This window comes from Rickettsia slovaca 13-B, from assembly GCF_000237845.1.
Lineage (GTDB): Bacteria > Pseudomonadota > Alphaproteobacteria > Rickettsiales > Rickettsiaceae > Rickettsia > Rickettsia rickettsii.
In genome coordinates this window covers 346,162-365,295 of the sequence record NC_016639.1, presented here as the reverse complement: position 1 = coordinate 365,295, position 19,134 = coordinate 346,162, and the positions used below count along the sequence as shown (strand labels likewise).

Below are 19,134 nucleotides of genomic sequence, written 5' to 3'. Positions count from 1 at the left end.
ATAATTACCCGATTCTAATTTTTTTGTCGCTAATAAAAGTGTAAGGCGGCACAGCTAAATTTAAAGGAGCAGGACCTCTTCTAACTCTACCTGAAGAATCATATTGTGAACCATGGCACGGACAGAACCATCCATCATATTCACCTTGATTAGCAAGCGGTACACAACCTAAATGCGTGCAGATCCCGATCGTCACCAGCCAATTATCATGCCCTGCTTTCACACGTGCTTCATCTGCTTCAGGATCAATCAGCTCTGACATTTTAACGGCTCTTGCTTCAGCTATTTTGTCAGGCGTACGGTTAGTGATAAAAACCGGTTTACCTTGCCATTTAACCGTAACTGTTTGACCTACCGCAATATTTGATAAATCAACCTCAATTGATGATAAAGCTAGCACGTCCGCAGAAGGGTTCAAAGAATCAACGAGAGGCCAAAGAGTACATGCTGCCCCAATTGCTGCAACACTACTAGCCGTTAGAACCATAAAATCACGACGTGTTGTTTGTTTGTTTTTATTATCTTCAGTATCCGACATATAATATTAAAGTGACATAAATTAACGATTATTATTACTACCGCTTGGGATATTATTAAGATTATTTGGATTTTCTAGTACTTCATAAGGATTTATTATAGGACGTTCAGCGTCTGCAGCACTATCTGCTTGTTTTGGCGTAAGTTTATTGATTTCATCTTCTAACACTTTTGCTCCTGTCCCTTCTTCATGCTTATATTCGCCAGGATCACTTAAGCAATTCCAAAAACTAACTAAACGATTCCAATTAGGACCGAGTTTTGTAGTACAATTTTGAGCAACTGCTTTAGTTGTATCTAATATCTCGACTGTAGTTTCAGTAAAATAATCTATAAACCCAATTTTTTTTAAGCCCAATACTGTATAATATAAAGTAATTAAGGAAGCAACTGCTATAATTAAATACCATTTAGTGATAATAGACCACAGAAAAAATCCCATAGGATTTGCTGCCATTAACCTTCGTAAAACCTGCCACATGTATTTTGCTCAAAAAATTTATTAATAATATTCATCTTATTTTATATCACTACATTAGTAAAAATAAAGCAAAATCACGTAATATTATAAATATTTTTAATTAAACAGGAACTCAAGAAGAATGAAATGGGTAAAAATACTAAATTAATTCCTATCATAATAAAAATTAATTGTAAGTTATTATCTTGTAATATTAAACCTGTCATTATAATATTCGGAATTAATAACGGCATGATAAACGTACCGACAAAGTTAGCATTCTTCTTAAAATAACATTGCACGCTACCGGATAACACTACTAAACTACTTGATAACACTAATATCATCCATACACTAATAAAGAAAAATATTATCTCAAGCAAAGTTTTATCAAACAAGACATAAATAATGGGTAAAACAAAAACCAGCCCTATCGTACTACTGATAAATATAGCAAAAAATTTAGCCAATATAATTTTTTCATGACTAACAATTGATAATAATAACTCTAAGCTTCCGTCTTCCAAATCAGATTTAAATATAACCGAAGAAAAACCGATTAATGAAATTAATAAACAAATGACCGAAAAAATTAAACCGAATTTGTTAATATCCCTTTCACTGTTAATTAAAACAGTACTAATTATGCAAAATAAAAAAAATATAACTAGATATTTAATTATATTATTAATGCGATTCTGCACTATCAATTCACGCTTAATTAGTACAAATAGACTATTCATAATTATTAAATACGTTGTAAATTAAGTACATAATAGCTGCAACAGTTAAACCTATACCAATTTCAACAATAACTATCGCAATATGCTGAGCAAGTAGCTTATCATTGATAAAATTTGTTAGTGAATAATAATTTAAATAATTATCGTTAAAAAAGAGTGATATTGTTCCTACAATTGCATATATTGCTACACCTAAAACCGCAATACAAACTAGCACGTTAGGAGGAAAATATCGGCTTAATTTTCGATTACCGTAAACTAAATCATAAGCAATAAGGCTAGATGCAAATATAACACCTGCTTGAAACCCACCACCCGGCGAAGACTCACCGTTAAGCTGAATATATATACTATATAAAATTATATAAGGTATTATAAAACTAGTAATATATTTTATTATTGGATTTGTCATCCCGTGGCTTGACCACGGGATCGTGTATCGCCTGCTGTGTCCTGAGATACCGAGATCAAGTCGCGGTATGGCATCATCAGACTTTCTTGAAAATATCAACAGCACGGCAATTCCTGCAATTAAAATTACGCTAGTTTCACCTAAAGTATCATATCCACGATAACTTGCAAGAATAGCCGCAACAAAAGAAGGTATACCTATATCTCTAGAGGTATTTTCGATATAATATTTACTTGAATGCATATGAATAGGAGCATTATCATCACCGTAATTCGGTAATTCTAGCCCCATATAAGCAAGAGTTACTACAAACAATAAACATATTAAACTTGCTGGAATAATATTAGTTCTCTCAATATTCTTTAAATCCGAAGGTAATTTACGCAACAAATTCAAATATACGCATGTTGATAAGCAAGCTCCAAGTGCTGCCTCGGTCATTGCGACATCAGGAGCATCCATAATAAGATAGGATACACCAATTAATAAGCTAAATACAGAAGCAGCAATCACTGCATTTAGTAAATCTTTAGCAAAAATTATTTTTATCGAGATTAAGATCAATAAAAAAGCAATTAAGTTAAGTAGGTAATTGCCGAGATCAAAATTTAAAGCTGTCTTTACTGTCATATGGTTATTAAAATTTAACGTCATTGCGAGGAGAAACGTAATTTCGACGTGGCAATCTTATCAAGCATCCTGAGATTGCTTCGTCAATTACTTCGTAATTTTCCTCGCAATGACGGTACTATCAGCTCTAATTTTCATAAATAAAGATGCTTTACCAAGTGCATGAGTTGCTACCGGATTTAATATAAAAATCAATAAAGCCGCTAAAATTAATTTAACAGAGTTCACAATATCTGCTTCAATGCACGCAAAACCTATTAAGCAAATAGGCACGCCGAAACTCTCAATAACACTTGCTGCATGTAATTTAGTATAAAAATCAGGAAATCTAAAAAAACCGATTATTCCTGAAAATATAGCAAATAATCCAATAATTACTAATAAAATTCCTATATAGTATAGTGTCATTGTGTTTATCCTTTTTTCATCATTGCGAGGAAATTATGAAATAATTGACGAAGCAATCTCATGCACAAGTCCTGAGATTGCCTCACGAACTAAAGTTCACTCGCAATGACGTTTTTACTCACCTTGAGCCAAGCTATAACCTGCAACCCCGTCAAATTCAAACAGATTCTCTACTTTGATAAAATCGATATTTGCTGTGCTTAAAGCTTCAAGCAATCTTGTTATATCTAAATACTTTATTTCTGTGCCGTCTTTATTCATAAAACGACAACACCAATGATCGGAAACAATTTCAAACCTTGTATCACGAGGCCACAGCTTTAATCCTTTTGACGAGATTGTTTTTAACTCAAAATTACCAAGATCAAGTTTATTAATTTTATCTGCTATATCATGAGCGGCAGATACATTCATATTCACAAATATATCCGTACCAACCAATTTCTTAACTTCTTTAGTATCAATTTTATAATCTATATTGCTTTCTTGCTTCTCAGCAATTAAGGGATAATTTGCTTTAGGTAGCTTTGTCGGTAACTGTCCTAATCTTTTCGTTACTTCTTCGGCAAATTCTTTTGTACCGACTTTTTTACTAGAACTCTGCTCGTTATATATATCGGCTGTATGAACGCCATCCTCTATAGTTTTTTTCCAAGCATTTTCGATTAATGTAGCGATATCACCCTGCCCTATATGTACTAGCATCATTATTGCAGCATTTAAAAGCCCTGACGGATTTGCGATATCTTTACCGGCAATATCGGGAGCACTTCCATGTACCGCTTCAAACATCGCATAATGCTGCCCAATATTTGCAGAACCTGCAAGACCTACCGAGCCTGAAATTTCAGCAGCTACGTCAGATATGATATCACCGTATAAATTAGAAGTTACGATAACGTCAAATATTTCCGGTTTGGTAGCAAGCCTTGCCGTCCCGATATCGATAATATAATGCGCGTTATTAATTTGCGGGTATTCTTTTGCAATCTCATTAAATACTTTATGCAAAACCCCATCGGAAAATTTCATAATATTATCTTTGCTTAAACACATGACTTTTTTACGGTTATTTTTTACTGCATATTCAAAAGCATATCTAATAATCTTCTCACATCCTGTATGACTTATCAACTTCATTGACTCATACATATTATGCGTTTGACGGTATTCTATACCTGCGTATAAATCTTCCTCATTCTCACGTATAATAGTTAGGTTCAAATTTGGATGTAATGTTCTAGTAAAAGGATGAAACGAAACGGCAGGACGAATATTAGCAAAAAGCTGTAATGTTTTACGAATCGTGACATTTAAACTTTTATATCCTCCACCTTGCGGAGTAGTAATCGGGGCTTTAAGTATAATACCGGTGCGTTGTATTGATTCCCAGCTTTCCTCGCTTATGCCTGAAGTATAATGCTTCTTATAAAGCTTTTCACCTACTTCAATGGTTTCTAAACGAATACGAGCCTCGGCTTTACGTAATATATAAAGCACTGCCTCCATTATTTCAGGACCTATACCGTCCCCGTATGCAATTGTAATCGGTGTAAATTCTGCCATATTAAATACTCTCTTGTTTATATCATTCCCGCGTAGGCGGGAATCCAGTAAAATCTATAAAAACTAGTTTTTATAGATTTATTTTATCAAATATGTAACTTCTGTATCAATATTGAAGTTATTTTTCTGGATTACCACCTACGCGGGAATGACACACAAAAATCCATACAACACTATCAATAGTTTATTGTTACTTCTTTTAATCTCTCATTCAACATAAAAGTCACTTCGGAAGTTATATTCAAATTATTTTTGGCATATAAGACTTGAGCACTTGGAATTACCAAATTAAGGTTATATTTCTCGGCAAGTTCACTAATTATTGTAATAGTTGTTTCATGGACTCTACTCATAGCCTCAGCGTGGGCTTGTTCAAGCTTTGTTTTCTTAATCTGAATTTCTTTTCTAACGTGGCTAACTTTTGCATTAAATTCGTTTACTTTATGCTCAAATTCAGTTTCACTTAAATGAGAACGCTCATTTAGCAGCTTCTCTTCCAGCGGTTTAAATTCTGCTTCTTTTGCAGCAATATTCTCTTGAATTTTATGATTAAGCTTTTCGATTTTATTACGCAAATCTTTTATAGCGATCGAACCTTCCAATATAGATTGTACATCAGCAACAGCTACTCTAACTTTAAAATTATCTTCTTTAATTGGCACATTTTGTGCCTCCGTAATCGTTGAGAAATTTATTATGAATATGCATAAACATAATATTCGGTATATCATCCTTTGATCCTTTTAGGTTAAACGGTATCGGCTAGAATTGTCATCCCGTGGCTTGACCACGGGATCTTGTATCACAGGCAGTATCCTGAGATTCCGCGACCAAGTCGCGGGATGACATTCAAGATGACTGGATTCCCGCCTACGTGGGAATGACACTGGAGCAACACCCTTATTAATCTAAGAATAAATAATATCAAGCAATTTGTCTATAATTAAAAACTTAACCTTTACCTAACATTGGCACATTCCCGCCTCCCCATGGTATATATTCGCCATCCGAATAATAATCACTAGAAATAGGTTCAAACGAAATAGCTTTTATTGCTTCAGGACTTAAATAGGTACTCTCTCCATCACTAAGCAAAGGTTCAGTAGCCGGTTCTTCTAGCTCAACATAAATTTCATGCTGTTCATTTCATTAAATTCATATAAAAAAAAGCTTCATGAATATGCTCTGTTCCTTTGTTCTTAACCAAAACTACTGTAATACCATAATCTTTTGCAGCATTGACAGTTATTTCGGTATTATTAATTATTTCTCTTATATATTCTTTTTTAGTACAATTTTGTATTTCTTCAAAATTATTAGAAGGTAAAGCTGATTTTATATAAATTTTTGCTGCATCTTCCTTTCCTAGTAACCTTGCTAATGCATATTTTACAGCATGAGGATAATCATTAAATGATGCTATAGCTATTTTATGACCGGATAATATAATATTCTTAAAAAGGCGTGCTATTTGCTCTTCATTTTCCAACCTAAATTTTCATTATCTAGGAATTTCTCCATCAGTTCTATAGAAAATTTTTGCTCAAGCCTAACTTTTTCTTGCTCTCGTTCTTCATAGGAGCTAAAAAAGCGATGTTGTATATTACGTGCTATTAAACCTCCTAACCTCTCTCCGATATAATTATGCGAATGTCCAACTAAAGTATTGTCACAATCAAATATAAATAAAACTGTATTATCGTTCATTAATTTCTCTTATTTTAAAGTTTAAAAATTCTTAGTAATTTTTATTCTACAGTTAAATCAATTTCTTTTTCAAGAACTTATATTCCAATTTTTGGTATTTTAGTGTATAATACGAAAAACTATTGTAAACTTGTGAGAATTTTTAAAGATGACATCTATTCGTAATATAGCAATTATTGCCCACGTTGATCATGGAAAAACTACGCTTGTTGATAACATGCTTAAACAAAGCGGAACATTTAGAGCTAACCAAGCAGTTGCTGAGCGTGCTATGGACTCTAACGATCTTGAGCGTGAGCGTGGAATCACGATACTTGCCAAATGCACTGCTCTTATGTGGAACGATATCCGTATCAATATAGTTGATACGCCAGGACACGCCGATTTTGGCGGTGAAGTAGAACGCATCCTTAACATGGTTGACGGTGTAGTGTTACTTGTCGATGCATCGGAAGGACCAATGCCGCAAACAAAATTCGTGCTTTCTAAAGCGTTAAATCTTGGCTTAAAACCTATTGTCGTTATTAATAAAATCGATAGAGATGACCAAAGAATTAAAGAAGTTATCGATGAAGTATTTGAGCTATTTGTGGCACTTGAAGCAAACAACGATCAGCTTGACTTCCCTATAGTTTATGCATCAGGTAGAGCAGGTAGAGCATCTTTAACCTTTGATGATAAAATTAATCCTTTAGACAATTTAGCAGATGATTTAGCACCGCTTTTTGACCTTATAGTACAGCATGTACCAAAACCCTTAGCCGATGACAAAGCACCGTTTTCTATGCTTGTTACTACTAGAGAATATAACTCTTTCTTCGGTAGGGTTTTAACAGGTCGTGTACAAAGCGGCACTGTCAAAATCAACCAAAACGTAAAAGTATTAAATCGTGAGAATAAAGTACTTGAAACCGGACGTATCACTAAAATATTAGCCTTTAGAGGCTTAGAGCGAATCGCTATAAATGATGCTACAGCCGGCGATATTATTGCCGTAGCAGGCGTTGAAAACGCCAACGTTGCCGATACTATCTGCTCCCCTGAGGTAACCGAGGCCGTACCGTCTCTACCTATCGATCCGCCGACTTTATCCATGACTTTTAGCGTTAATGACTCACCGCTTGCAGGAAGCGAAGGGACAAAAGTTACGTCGAGCTTAATTGGAGCTAGGTTAATGCGTGAGCTTGAAAGTAACGTTGCCTTAAAAGTTACTGAAGCTGCCGAGAAAAATGCTTTCCAAGTTGCAGGGCGTGGTGAGTTACAACTTGGTATCTTAATTGAAACTATGCGTCGTGAAGGATTTGAGCTATCTATTAGCAGACCCGAAGTATTATTCCAAACTGATGAGAAAGGTAATAAGCAAGAACCGATGGAAGAAATCCAAGTTGACGTTGATGATGATTATGTTGGAGTAGTCGTAAAATCTTTAGCACTGAGAAAAGCCGAAATGACTGATATGAGGCCGTCAGGCGGCGGTAAAAGCCGTGTTACGTTTATCGGACCGTCTAGAGGGTTAATCGGCTATCACAGCCAGTTTTTAACCGAAACACGAGGCACAGGGATTATGAATCGTATTTTCCATGGATATGCTGATTATAAAGGAAATATCGAGGGAAGACGTAACGGTGTGCTTATCTCTAACGGTGACGGGGCAGCAGTCGCATATGCTCTATGGAATCTAGAAGAAAGGGGAAAAATGTTTATAAACCCTAGTGACAAAGTATATAGAGGCATGATTATCGGCGAACATAATCGTGATAATGATTTAGAGGTAAACCCACTAAAAGCGAAACAACTGAGCAACGTTAGAGCAACAGGTAAAGACGAAGCCATAAGGCTAACTCCGCCAATGCTTTTAACGTTAGAGCAGGCAATCAGCTATATACAAGATGACGAGCGAGTTGAAGTCACACCGAAATCTATTCGTTTACGTAAAGCTCTACTTGACCCTAACGACCGTAAAAGAGCTGCAAAGTAGATATGCCTAAAAAAGTTGACATCGTCATTGCGAGGAAAAATTGAAAATTTTGACAAAGCAATCTCTGGAATCTTGCTTTATGAGATTGCCACGCTCCTTTCAGTTGCTCGCAATGACGAAAAAACTCAGCTAATACATTAAATACTATAATAACAAACCTTTTTAACGGCTTCTATTACATCGCTCTCACTCGGCAGAGCTAGTGTTTCTAAATTAACAGCATAAGGAAGGGGAAGATCTTTGCCGCTTACAATCTCTATCGGAGCATCTAAATAATCAAATGCTTCTTTCATAACAATAGAAGCTATACTTGCACCAACACCTGCAAAAAACCACCCTTCTTCCACTACAACTAAACGATTAGTTTTTTTCACTGATTCTATTATTGTCTCAGTATCAAGCGGTTTAATAGTGCGAAGATCAATAACCTCACAATCAATATTATCATTCTGCACAACATTTACAGCATCTAAGGCAAGTTTTACTTGAATCGAGAAAGTTACTATAGTGACACTACTACCCTCTCTTAAAATTTTTGCCTGACCAAAGGGTATAGGCTCGATTGTTTTCGGCACGTCAAAACTATGACCGTATAAAATTTCATTTTCTAAAAAAACAACGGGATTATCGTCCCTAATAGCTGTAAGCATAAGTCCTTTATGATCTTCTGCACTATAAGGAGCTACTACTTTTAATCCCGGAATGTGGGAATAGCAAGCTGTATAATTTTGGCTATGTTGTGCAGCTACTCTACTTGCTGCTCCGTTTGGTCCTCTAAATACTATCGGACATTTGACCTGCCCGCCTGACATGTAATGCGTTTTTGCAGCTGAATTAACTATGTGATCGAATGCTTGCATAGCAAAGTTAAAGGTCATAAACTCTACGATCGGGCGAAGTCCTGCAAAAGCTGCTCCGACTGCAAGCCCTGCAAAACCATATTCCGTTATCGGTGTATCAATTACCCTCTTAGGACCAAATCGCTCTAGTAATCCTTGAGTTACCTTGTAAGCTCCTTGATATTCTGCAACTTCCTCGCCTATGACGAAAACCTTGTCGTCTCTTATCATCTCTTCTTGCATGGCATCACGCAATGCTTCACGTACCGTTATTTGCATTTTTCTTTTTTATTTGATTAAATTAAACGTTATTGCAAGGAGGCTTGCCTATGTGAACGTCATTGCGAGCAGCCGTAGGCTGCGTGACAATCTCATGAAATAATAACAAATTCCTGAGATTTGCTTCGTCAAAACTTACAGTTTTTCCTCGCAATGACGCCTTAACAGTACACCTGTGTATACAACTCCCCTTCATCAGGTAGCGGTGAATTTTCTGAGAATTCTACTGCTTCTTTCACAATTTCTTTTACCGACTGTTCTATTGCTTTTAAATCCGCTTCGGTTACATATTTATTGTCGAGTATCGTTTTTCTTATTATTACCAACGGATCACGCTCTTTATATTGCTCAACTTCTTCTTTACTACGATATTTTGCCGGGTCGGACATCGAATGCCCACGATAACGATAAGTTTTTACCTCTAATATCAGAGGAAAGCTATTTTCTCTAACATACTCGGCTGCTTGCTTAGAGCCGTCATACATTTCTTCAAAATCCATACCGTCTAGCTGAAATCCTTTAATCCCAAACGATGCCCCTTTCTTATATAAACCACGCATAAAGGTAGAACGTGCTACAGACGTCCCCATCGAATATTCGTTATTTTCAATAATATAAACTACCGGCAAACCCCATAAAGCAGCCATATTAAAAGCTTCATATACCTGACCTTGATTAACGGCACCGTCACCTAAAAAAGTAAAACAGATATTATGCGTATCGTTATATTTTTCAGCAAACGCAAGCCCTGTGCCTATCGGTACTTGAGCCCCTACTATACCGTGTCCACCGTAAAATTTGTTTGGTACATTAAATAAATGCATCGAGCCACCCTTACCTTTCGAGCAACCTGTAGCACGCCCCATAAGCTCGGCAAGAACATACTTAGGCTCAGTTCCTGCTAAAATAATATGAGCATGATCACGATAGCTAGTAATAGTGCTATCACCTTTTTGTTTAACCATATCTACCGCAGAAATTACTGCTTCTTGCCCTATATATAAATGACAAAAACCACCGATTTCTCCCATTCCGTATAACTGACCGCATTTTTCTTCAAAACGACGCAGTAGGAGCATATCTTTAAAGCTTTTTATATATTCTTCCTTTGTCGGCTTATATTTTCCTAACTTAATATCCACTAATTACTCCTTTGTCATCCCGTGGCTTGACCACGGGATGACATCTGTAAATTAAAAGTCACAAAATATGGTACATGATCCGAAGGTGAAGACCAATCACGTGCTTCTGATAGTAAATGCATAGAAAATAATGCACCTTTTAAATTATCGCTAACCCAAATATGATCAAGTCTTCTACCTCTGTTAGATTTTTTCCAATCTATATTTCTATAACTCCACCAAGTATAAAATTTTTCGTCAAGCGATACGAAATGTCTGCTACTATCAATAAAACCTAACGCATTTTGTAGCTCTACCAATAACGAGCGTTCAATATCGGTATGGCTGATAACATTTCGCAACTGCTTACTAGACCATACATCATGTTCATGCGGAGCAATGTTCAAGTCCCCAACAATAATCATTTTATCGTTTTTAGTACGGTTAGTCGTTAACCATTCCTGCATTAACCTTACATATTCGAGCTTATGCTTAAATTTTGTATTTACCTCGATATCAGGTATATCACCGCCGGCAGGAACATAAAAATTATGTATTTCTATATCATTAACTATAGCTGCTATATGCCTTTTATCACTATTATATAACTCCAATGAAAAAACATTATTCAAAGGAAATTTTGAAATAATAGCAACACCGTTATATGATTTCTGCCCTGAATATATTACATGTTCATAGCCTATATTTTTAATAACTTCAAGAGGAAATAATGAGTCAGCTACCTTTGTTTCTTGAAGTAAAATAATATCCGGCTGATGTTCATATGCTAATTTTCTTAATAAATCGATCCGTAGACGCAATGAATTAATATTCCAAGTAACTATCTTCATTAGACTTGTTGTATAACCTCCTTCTAAAGGTAATTTGTATGTCAATCCGGTACTCGCATCCTCACGTACTAAGTGTACGCTGCGGTGCTGCGTTCCGTGTTTCTTTCAAATTCCTCTTTATAAGATAGGTTATACAACAAGTCTATTTAATTTTTTATAGCTGCCCCTATTATTGCATCTCTAAAATAAATTATTCCAAGTTGATTTAAAGGATTTTTCATGTCAATTTTATCTTTTTCTTCTTCAGGAATTTTTATCATAGTATTACTGAGTATAGCAAAATAAAGATTATCAGGCAAAACATATCCTGCTTCACTTTGTATTCCAAGGGCCTTTCCCGTATAATGAATCATTAAACGCTTAGAATCAAGATCAGTAAGAAAAATACCGTAACCCATATAAGACTTACGCCCTTCTATATCTTGTGCTAAAAAATATTTAGTAGTCATAAGTTTATACGACTTCTTAGAAAGAATTTTCTCCTCATTTAATGCCCTATACCATCTAATAAGATCAACCGGTGTTGATATTATACCACCGTCAGCACAAGGAACTGCTAAAAAATCAGCAGTTACAGGAGTAAATATAGGTTTATTACTATTATTAGGCGTTAAAAAATATCTTACCGGATAATTAGAACTAATAACGTTTTTTTGGATTCTAGCGGCTTCACTATATGAAGCAAAACTAGTAGATTTCATATTAAGCGGTTTAAAAAATTCATCATAAAAAAAGTTAGCTAAATCTTTTTTAGCCACCTTTTCTATAATCATACCGAGTATAACAAAATTAGTATTACTATATTTAAATTTTTTCCCTATAGATATTTCTAAAGGCTTAGAAGAAACAAATTGTAATATTTTCTTGTGAATCTCTTTCTTAGGCATATTTAAATCAAGTTTAACAAAACTAAAATATTCAGCAATACCGCTACTATGCGTTAATAAATTATGGATAGATATTTTATATGCCCAATCCGGCACTTTTCCACCCCACATTTCCGGATCAAGATATTTATAAATTTTATCGTTAATATTTAATAATGCCTGTTCTTGTAATTTTAAGATTCCCGCTGCTGTAAAAGGCTTTGTAGCAGAAACAATAGGCATCATTTCATTTGCTTTTAATTGCTCACCATTTAAAGCAAAAATTCCTTTAGCACCGGTTAATAAAGGTTTATAATCATCGGCAAACATAAAAACGGCATTTAAAAATCTATTACTGATATATTCTTTTTCTGCTTCATTGATTCTTTGCTGTATATCTGCAAAACAATCAATACAATTAGTAATAAAAAAAAGCAACAATAAAAAATATCTACGCATCATAACTGCAACACTCCACAAACTTATCAATAGACGTCTTACATAACGCAGCTAATAAAAAGAAATTTGAAGGAGACACGGAACGCAGAACCACAGCGTACACTTGACATGAGGATTCGAGTACCGGATCGACGTACAAATTACCTTTAGAAGCAAGTTATGTAAGACGTCTATTAAAATAAAACGGTAATTTTGCTTCTAACTTAATCTCTTGACCAAAAATTTTTTCAGATAAACATATATTATTAGCATGCAAGAACATATATTTACTATACGGCATTATTTCTTTATTACCATATTTATCATCTCCCAGTATCGGACAACCTAATAATTTAGCATGCAACCTTAATTGATGCATTCTACCTGTAACCGGAGTAAATTCAATTAAAAATAAGTGATTATCAAGTGATTTAAGTACTTTATAATAAGTAATGGCAAGTTTACCATTTTCACTATCAATATCAGTAATTTTAGGTGTACTTCCTTTACTCTTTTCTATATTACTTCTAACTTCGCCTACATTTTTAATTGGCTTCCCATAGGTTACGGCAAAATATGTTTTTACAACCAATTTTTCTTTAAAAGCATCATGAAGTTTTACACTACTTAAATAATTTTTGGCTATTAAGAGCAAACCACTTGTTTTTTTATCTAATCTATGTACTAGCTTAAAATCAGCACCTTTATAATTCAAATATTTTAATGCAGAGTCAATAGATAAATTTATTTTAGTGCCGCCTTGAGTAGCAAGACCTGCAGGTTTATTTATAGCTATTAAATTATCATCTGCATATATCAAATAATCGGTAGTAATTTTCTTCGCTAGCTTAATTTCAGCGTCGGTAAAAACTAATTTTTCAGGTTGCTTAACAGGTAAATTAAACTTATCGTTAATAAAAATTTTATCGCCGCCCTTTACTCTTAAACTCGCTTCTGCTTTCTGAGCATTAACGGTAATTTGTTTTTGACGTAATGCTTTCTCTATTACTCCTTGAGTCAATAAGGGATATAGACGTTTTAAATATTTATCTAATCTAGAAGAAATAGGAGTATTGACATCGATGATCATATTTTTAATAAATTAGGAACTTTTTATTAAAAAATAGCACCAAATTATTATAGATAAAAGGATTATAGCAAAAAGCTGATGTATAGAGGCAATTATTATAGGTACAGAGTATAAAAGAGTAATTATTCCGGTAGATACCTGCATAAATAATGCAATCATTAGAAAATACGCTATCTTATTTAATTTCGGACGCTCTATTTTTAACAAGCAAATTATCAAAACTACAACAACCAAAAATACGCTATAGCCGACTAAACGATGTATGAATTGTATAAAAACCGGATCATACCAATTTTTAAGATCAAAGAAATTATCTTTTATCTCCATCGGGATAAATCTATCATCCATTAGCGGAAAACTATTATATATCAGCCCTGCATCAAGCCCTGCAACTAAAGCACCTAAAAAAATTTGCACATATACTACAGTAATAGCAATACCGGAAAATATTAATGGTAATTTAAAATCTGTTTGTGACGGGATTAACAAAATATCACAACGATTTTTTATTAGTTGATAAAAAAGTATGTGATAAATAATTACGGCGATAATTAAATGAAAAGCAAGTCGAAAATGACTAACATACGGGCTATTCAACAAGCCGCTTTTAACCATATACCACCCTATAAAGCCTTGTACGCAAAATAACAACAAAGCAATTATATAAGGTAGCATGTCACGATTTTTTATAACATCTTTAAAATAAAAATATATTAAAGGTACAATATATATTAAAGCTGTAATTCTACCGAGTAATCGATGTATAAACTCTAACAGATAAATAAACTTAAACTGTGATAAAGTAATTCCGTAATTAACGGAGTTATATTCAGGAAAAGCTTTATATTTAGCAAATTCCGATTGCCAGCTTTCAAAACTAAAAGGCGGCAAAATACCGGTTACCGGACGCCACTCAACTATAGATAAACCAGAACCGGTAAGCCTTGTTATCCCCCCTATAACAATCGTCGCTATGACCATTATACAACTTATACACAACCATTTTGTAATTAAACTTTTCTGCACTTTTATTTTAAGTTTATGTTTTTTATCGCGTCATTACAGCATTGCTATGTCATCCCCGCGTAGGCCTTGTGGCGTGGATAGGTTTATCATTTATCATCCCCGCGACTTGATCGCGGGATCCAGCTAAAAATACTAATATTATTAGTATTTTTTATTATTTTTATGGACCCCGTGGTCAAGCCCACGGGGTGACATTAAGGATTACTGGATTCCTGCTTTCGCAGGAATGACATATTATAGCCCTCAAATCAAGACTCTGCATTCTTTTCCGTATCTTCGACGGTATTAGAAGGACATTTCTTATTTGATGTTTTATTACGATATCTACGTTTTGTCTTTTTTGGAGCAGCTTGTGCTTCTTCTAAGCCGGCATTACTTTCTACAACTTGCACCTCTTCCACAACGCTTACGGTTTGCTCCACCGATTCTTCTGCCTCTAAACTCTTATCTTTTACTTCATTAGCAACATTATTACTATTATTAGCTGTTTTCCATTTATGTTTATTTTTGCGTAACTGTTCTTTTTTCAGCTCTTCTTCAGTATAATCGGCATTATGATTCTGAATTACCGGCTTAACAGAATTAAAATTATTGTTATTTTTCTTGAACAGCTTCACTTTTTCAATCGAATAACTATCTGATGTAGCATTAGGATCGGAATAAAAATTAAGCTTTATATTATATTTTTCTTCAATAAATTTTATCTCAGCACGTTTATTATTAAGTAGATAAAGAACTGAAACAATATTGGTAAAAACATTTATTACATCAATTCTTTCTTCAAAAATTTCATTCTCTATAGTACGTAAAATTAACATAGCATTAGCGTCACTTGCTCTAATGACTCCTTTACCGTTACAATGAGAACAAATTGCCGAATTAGTTTCTAAGAAAGAAGAACGTAATCTCTGCCTTGAGAATTCCAGTAGTCCAAACTGACTAATATTACCGGTTTGTATACGAGCACGATCACGACTTAAAAACTCTTTAAAGGATCGTTCAATAATTTTACGATTCTTAGCTTCGCTCATGTCTATAAAATCAACAACTATCAAACCTGATAGATCTCTAAGCTTTACTTGCTTTGCTACTTCTTTGGCTGCTTCTAAATTAGTTTTCAGTGCCGTTTCTTCAATATTTTGTTCAGAAGTTGATTTACCGGAATTTACATCAATTGCAATAAGAGCTTCCGTGGGATTAATAACGATATATCCTCCTGAAGGTAACGTCACTACAGGCTGATATAATTTAACTAATTGCTCTTCTACTTGAAACTTAGTAAATATAGGAGTTTTACTTTTATGCTCTTTCAGCTTTACAAGCTCTGAAGGTAATAAATCCTGCATAAATTTTGAAGCGTCTTCATAACCGTCTTGTCCTTGAATTACCACCTCTTTAACATTGTGATCGCACATATCACGTATGGTTTTACGTATTATACTATCTTCCTCATGAATAAAACACGGAGCCGGAAATTTAATAGTACTTTTACGAATTTTATTCCATAACCTTGCTAAATAATTATAGTCTTTCTTTAAATCTAAGGTGCTACTTCCTCTACCTGCGGTTCTAACAATGACGCTATAAGCATTTTTGTCACCGCTTACTATTTTATTTAAAATATCTTTCAGTCTTTTTCTTTCTTCCCCGTTTGATATTTTACGCGATATACCGTTTTGCGAACCTTTATTAGGCATTAAAACACAATATTTACCAGCCAAGGATATATAAGTAGTAAAAGCGGCGCACTTATTTCCTCGTTCTTCCTTAGTAACCTGCACTAATAATATTTGGTTTTTTCTTATTACTTCTTGAACTTTATATTGTTTATATTGCGGAATATTTGACTCAGGGGTACCGCTTTGAATCATTTCAATATCATCAGCCGCTTCTAAATTAAGTTCTGACTGGAATTTACTCTCTACTAAATCTTCTATGGTTTTTAGGTCAATTTCTTCACTATCAACCAAAGAATCATATATAGCAGCCGGTTTCTCTTTATCATCCTCAACCGTAATATTTGAAAGAGCTATTTCAGGAAAAGCATTAACCGGAAAATTTCTCTCCGAGGTAGGCAAATTGTAATAGTTAGGATGGATTTCACTAAACGGTAAAAAACCGCTTTTATCCATTCCGTACTCTATAAAAACAGCTTGTAGCGACGGTTCTATTCTTGTAACTTTTGCTAAATAAATGTTACCTTTATTTTGTTGTCTTACGGTTGTTTGAAATTCAATATCTTCTATATTGTTGCTTTGTCCTAATAAAACTACTCTTGTTTCGCTTGGAAAATTAGCATCAATTATAATCTTTTTATTCATTTATCTTGCTCACTAACTTGAAGAACAAATAATTAATATAATGCTTGTATCTTAAGAAAAATCATTGTTTATCTTGTATTAATTTATTTAAATAGATAATTTATCTATGAGTAAAGAGCAAAAATGAAATTCTAGATAAACTTCAAATAACACCTCTTTAAAATACTAAAAAATATATTATTATTTTTCTTACATTAAAATATTTTCATATTATTTAATTCATTAATTTTTTTTAAAATTCAACAATAATTATATACAAATTACAAATAAGACTACCATACTTGATTAAAAGCTGATAATCTAATAACTATCCATATATACTTAAATAATGGAATTATGAATCTCTTTAATTTTTAAGATAATAATCTTAATCATTATAATTATGAGTTATATACCATGTATTTATGTTTAGCAAACACTTAATTTATGACTTTAAAAAACGATTACAAAACTATTTTTTTCTCACTTTTGGGAATATTTATTTTTTCCTGTATCAATGCTATAAATTTTTATAATTTTAAAATCTTTTTACTGCTAAATAAAAATCTAGGCGGAGAACAAATAAATCATATCAATCAAACTAAATTTATAGGTTCGATAATCGCAGGCTTTGCCTTAACACAGTTAATTAATAAGTTAAGTAATCAAAAAATTATTTTAATTAGCTTATCTTTATTAATTATTTGTACAATAAACCTAATTTTATTAAATAATTATACTCTAATTAAAATTAATTTTATTGTAATTAATTTTGGAACATTTTCATATTTCACTTCTATAACATTAGACATTATTGAGAGTAGCAAAGAAAAGAAATATTTTTTTTTAGCTTGTATAATGTTGTTATGGGCGGGTGGAAACTTAATGGTAGATTTATTAAATCCATTTATAACACCGACAAATAATACTATAGTAATTTGTGCATTGTTATATTGTATCAATATACTAACCGAATTTCTGCATTATAATCCTACATCTCATAAATTAAATTTAAATTCCAAATTTTCATCCTTAATAAAAAATGTCGAATTACAATTATTGACAGGCTTCGTAGTTGCTTATGTCACCTTGGATATATTATGGTATTATGAAGCTTTTGCATTAAAGCAAGAATTAGCATTAATTAATTTAAGACTTATACTAAAATATATTTTTCTAGCAATATGTTTTTCTATAATTCCTATATGCTATATATTAAGCAAAGTAAATAAATATTTGGCTAATTTATCACTAACTATAATTCTGCTCGTCTGCTTTATTTTACTACCGCTTCATGGAACTAATAAAAACCTTAATATATTATATATAATACTAATCGGTAGTTGTTTAGGATCCATTTATATTTGCAATATTTTAATACTAATTGATAAATTTAGGGATTACGAACTTAGAACAGCTTTATTTTCGTATTTTTCAATGTGCAGCATCGGTACATATGCCGGAGCTTTATCATCTCATGTACCTTACGGCACTATTAACGGCAGTGATTTCTTATTTTCTGTTTTTGCCGTAGTCGGTAGTTTTGTAGCTTATCATTTTTGGTATTTTATTAAGTATACATTATATAGATTTTAATAAGACTTCTTGCATAACTTGCTAATAAAGGTAATTTGTACGTCGATCCGGTACTCGAATCCTCACGTTACTTGCGTGTACGCTGCGGTTCTGCGTTCCGTGTCTCCTTCAAATTTCTCCTTATTAGCAAGTTATGCAAGAAGTCTTATACTAACATAGACGAAGATCAACTTCAAAAAGAGCAAGGAATCCACAAGGTGAGGAGCGGCGCGTATACTTAATACGTGAGTATCGCAACTCTTGTAGGATGACACAGCCAATTTTTGAAGTTCATCGAGTATATGTGT

Annotated in this window: 19 protein-coding genes and 3 pseudogenes; 3 read left to right on the top strand and 19 right to left on the bottom strand. The window is 33.4% G+C overall.

Translation table 11 applies throughout. The features are described 5' to 3' along the window. Window positions 1–4: 4 nt before the first annotated feature. The 10 genes from petA to RSL_RS01830 form a co-directional block, all read right to left on the bottom strand. Entirely contained in the window at window positions 5–538 is a 534-nt protein-coding gene (gene petA, locus RSL_RS01870) for a ubiquinol-cytochrome c reductase iron-sulfur subunit (RefSeq protein ID WP_004996261.1), read from the bottom strand. Between the two features lie 21 nt (window positions 539–559). Then, window positions 560–1,018, bottom strand: coding sequence for a DUF2670 domain-containing protein (locus RSL_RS01865; RefSeq protein ID WP_014273313.1), 459 nt, complete (start codon window positions 1,016–1,018; stop codon window positions 560–562). Between the two features lie 74 nt (window positions 1,019–1,092). Continuing rightward, window positions 1,093–1,740, bottom strand: coding sequence for a heme exporter protein CcmB (locus RSL_RS01860; protein ID WP_012150568.1), 648 nt, complete (start codon window positions 1,738–1,740; stop codon window positions 1,093–1,095). Further along, window positions 1,733–2,806, bottom strand: coding sequence for a DUF4040 domain-containing protein (locus RSL_RS01855; RefSeq protein WP_014273311.1), 1,074 nt, complete (start codon window positions 2,804–2,806; stop codon window positions 1,733–1,735). The genes RSL_RS01860 and RSL_RS01855 overlap by 8 nt, the downstream gene beginning before the upstream one ends. A 63-nt stretch (window positions 2,807–2,869) precedes the next feature. Beyond that, a complete protein-coding gene (locus tag RSL_RS01850; protein ID WP_004996272.1) occupies window positions 2,870–3,190 on the bottom strand; it encodes a Na+/H+ antiporter subunit G in 321 nt (106 codons plus the stop codon). Window positions 3,191–3,304: 114 nt separating this feature from the next. Beyond that, window positions 3,305–4,756 (bottom strand): NADP-dependent isocitrate dehydrogenase, encoded by a 1,452-nt coding sequence (locus RSL_RS01845; protein ID WP_014273310.1) that lies wholly within the window; start codon window positions 4,754–4,756, stop codon window positions 3,305–3,307. A gap of 176 nt (window positions 4,757–4,932) precedes the next feature. Beyond that, window positions 4,933–5,487 carry an OmpH family outer membrane protein gene (locus tag RSL_RS01840; RefSeq protein ID WP_010977007.1) on the bottom strand — a complete coding sequence of 185 codons (555 nt, stop codon included), beginning with the start codon at window positions 5,485–5,487 and terminating at the stop codon, window positions 4,933–4,935. 220 nt (window positions 5,488–5,707) lie between these two features. Next, a complete protein-coding gene (locus RSL_RS09250; protein ID WP_014410497.1) occupies window positions 5,708–5,851 on the bottom strand; it encodes a hypothetical protein in 144 nt (47 codons plus the stop codon). Window positions 5,852–5,897: 46 nt separating this feature from the next. Beyond that, entirely contained in the window at window positions 5,898–6,245 is a 348-nt protein-coding gene (locus RSL_RS01835; protein ID WP_014419746.1) for a hypothetical protein, read from the bottom strand. Then, on the bottom strand, window positions 6,224–6,463 hold the full coding sequence (locus RSL_RS01830) for a hypothetical protein (protein WP_012150563.1): 240 nt from the start codon (window positions 6,461–6,463) through the stop codon (window positions 6,224–6,226). The genes RSL_RS01835 and RSL_RS01830 overlap by 22 nt, the downstream gene beginning before the upstream one ends. Window positions 6,464–6,611: 148 nt before the next feature. Here RSL_RS01830 and typA point away from each other — a divergent pair, with 148 nt between their 5' ends. Next, window positions 6,612–8,441 carry a translational GTPase TypA gene (gene typA / locus RSL_RS01825; RefSeq protein WP_014273309.1) on the top strand — a complete coding sequence of 610 codons (1,830 nt, stop codon included), beginning with the start codon at window positions 6,612–6,614 and terminating at the stop codon, window positions 8,439–8,441. Between the two features lie 137 nt (window positions 8,442–8,578). On the opposite strand, the gene RSL_RS01820 is transcribed toward typA, so the two are convergent. From RSL_RS01820 to RSL_RS01805, 5 genes and pseudogenes are all read right to left on the bottom strand, one after another. Continuing rightward, window positions 8,579–9,559, bottom strand: a complete 981-nt coding sequence (locus tag RSL_RS01820; RefSeq protein WP_014273308.1) for a pyruvate dehydrogenase complex E1 component subunit beta — start codon at window positions 9,557–9,559, stop codon at window positions 8,579–8,581. 161 nt (window positions 9,560–9,720) lie between these two features. Continuing rightward, entirely contained in the window at window positions 9,721–10,701 is a 981-nt protein-coding gene (gene pdhA / locus RSL_RS01815; RefSeq protein ID WP_014273306.1) for a pyruvate dehydrogenase (acetyl-transferring) E1 component subunit alpha, read from the bottom strand. 14 nt (window positions 10,702–10,715) lie between these two features. After that, a complete protein-coding gene (xth, locus tag RSL_RS01810) occupies window positions 10,716–11,531 on the bottom strand; it encodes an exodeoxyribonuclease III (protein ID WP_014273305.1) in 816 nt (271 codons plus the stop codon). Between the two features lie 12 nt (window positions 11,532–11,543). Continuing rightward, window positions 11,544–11,677, bottom strand: a pseudogene (locus RSL_RS10610) (palindromic element RPE1 domain-containing protein); the annotation flags it as partial. Continuing rightward, window positions 11,678–12,859, bottom strand: coding sequence for a serine hydrolase domain-containing protein (locus RSL_RS01805; protein ID WP_014273304.1), 1,182 nt, complete (start codon window positions 12,857–12,859; stop codon window positions 11,678–11,680). Between the two features lie 44 nt (window positions 12,860–12,903). On the opposite strand from RSL_RS01805, the pseudogene RSL_RS07445 reads away from it, so the two are divergent. Continuing rightward, window positions 12,904–13,032 (top strand): annotated as a pseudogene (locus RSL_RS07445) (palindromic element RPE1 domain-containing protein); the annotation flags it as partial. Here the strand turns inward: RSL_RS07445 and RSL_RS01800 are convergent. The 3 genes from RSL_RS01800 to RSL_RS01790 form a co-directional block, all read right to left on the bottom strand. Further along, window positions 13,014–13,925 carry an RluA family pseudouridine synthase gene (locus RSL_RS01800; RefSeq protein WP_014273303.1) on the bottom strand — a complete coding sequence of 304 codons (912 nt, stop codon included), beginning with the start codon at window positions 13,923–13,925 and terminating at the stop codon, window positions 13,014–13,016. The pseudogene RSL_RS07445 and the gene RSL_RS01800 sit on opposite strands and share 19 nt — an antisense overlap. Before the next feature lie 12 nt (window positions 13,926–13,937). Continuing rightward, a complete protein-coding gene (locus RSL_RS01795; RefSeq protein ID WP_014419745.1) occupies window positions 13,938–14,951 on the bottom strand; it encodes a COX15/CtaA family protein in 1,014 nt (337 codons plus the stop codon). A 248-nt stretch (window positions 14,952–15,199) separates the two neighbouring features. Beyond that, on the bottom strand, window positions 15,200–17,272 hold the full coding sequence (locus RSL_RS01790; RefSeq protein WP_014273301.1) for an Rne/Rng family ribonuclease: 2,073 nt from the start codon (window positions 17,270–17,272) through the stop codon (window positions 15,200–15,202). A 426-nt stretch (window positions 17,273–17,698) separates the two neighbouring features. Here RSL_RS01790 and RSL_RS01785 point away from each other — a divergent pair, with 426 nt between their 5' ends. Next, complete coding sequence (locus RSL_RS01785; RefSeq protein WP_014273300.1) at window positions 17,699–18,847, top strand: MFS transporter; 1,149 nt, start codon at window positions 17,699–17,701, stop codon at window positions 18,845–18,847. Here RSL_RS01785 and RSL_RS08550 read toward each other — a convergent pair. Beyond that, a pseudogene (locus tag RSL_RS08550) lies at window positions 18,837–18,986 on the bottom strand (palindromic element RPE1 domain-containing protein); the annotation flags it as partial. The gene RSL_RS01785 and the pseudogene RSL_RS08550 overlap by 11 nt on opposite strands. Window positions 18,987–19,134: the final 148 nt, after the last annotated feature.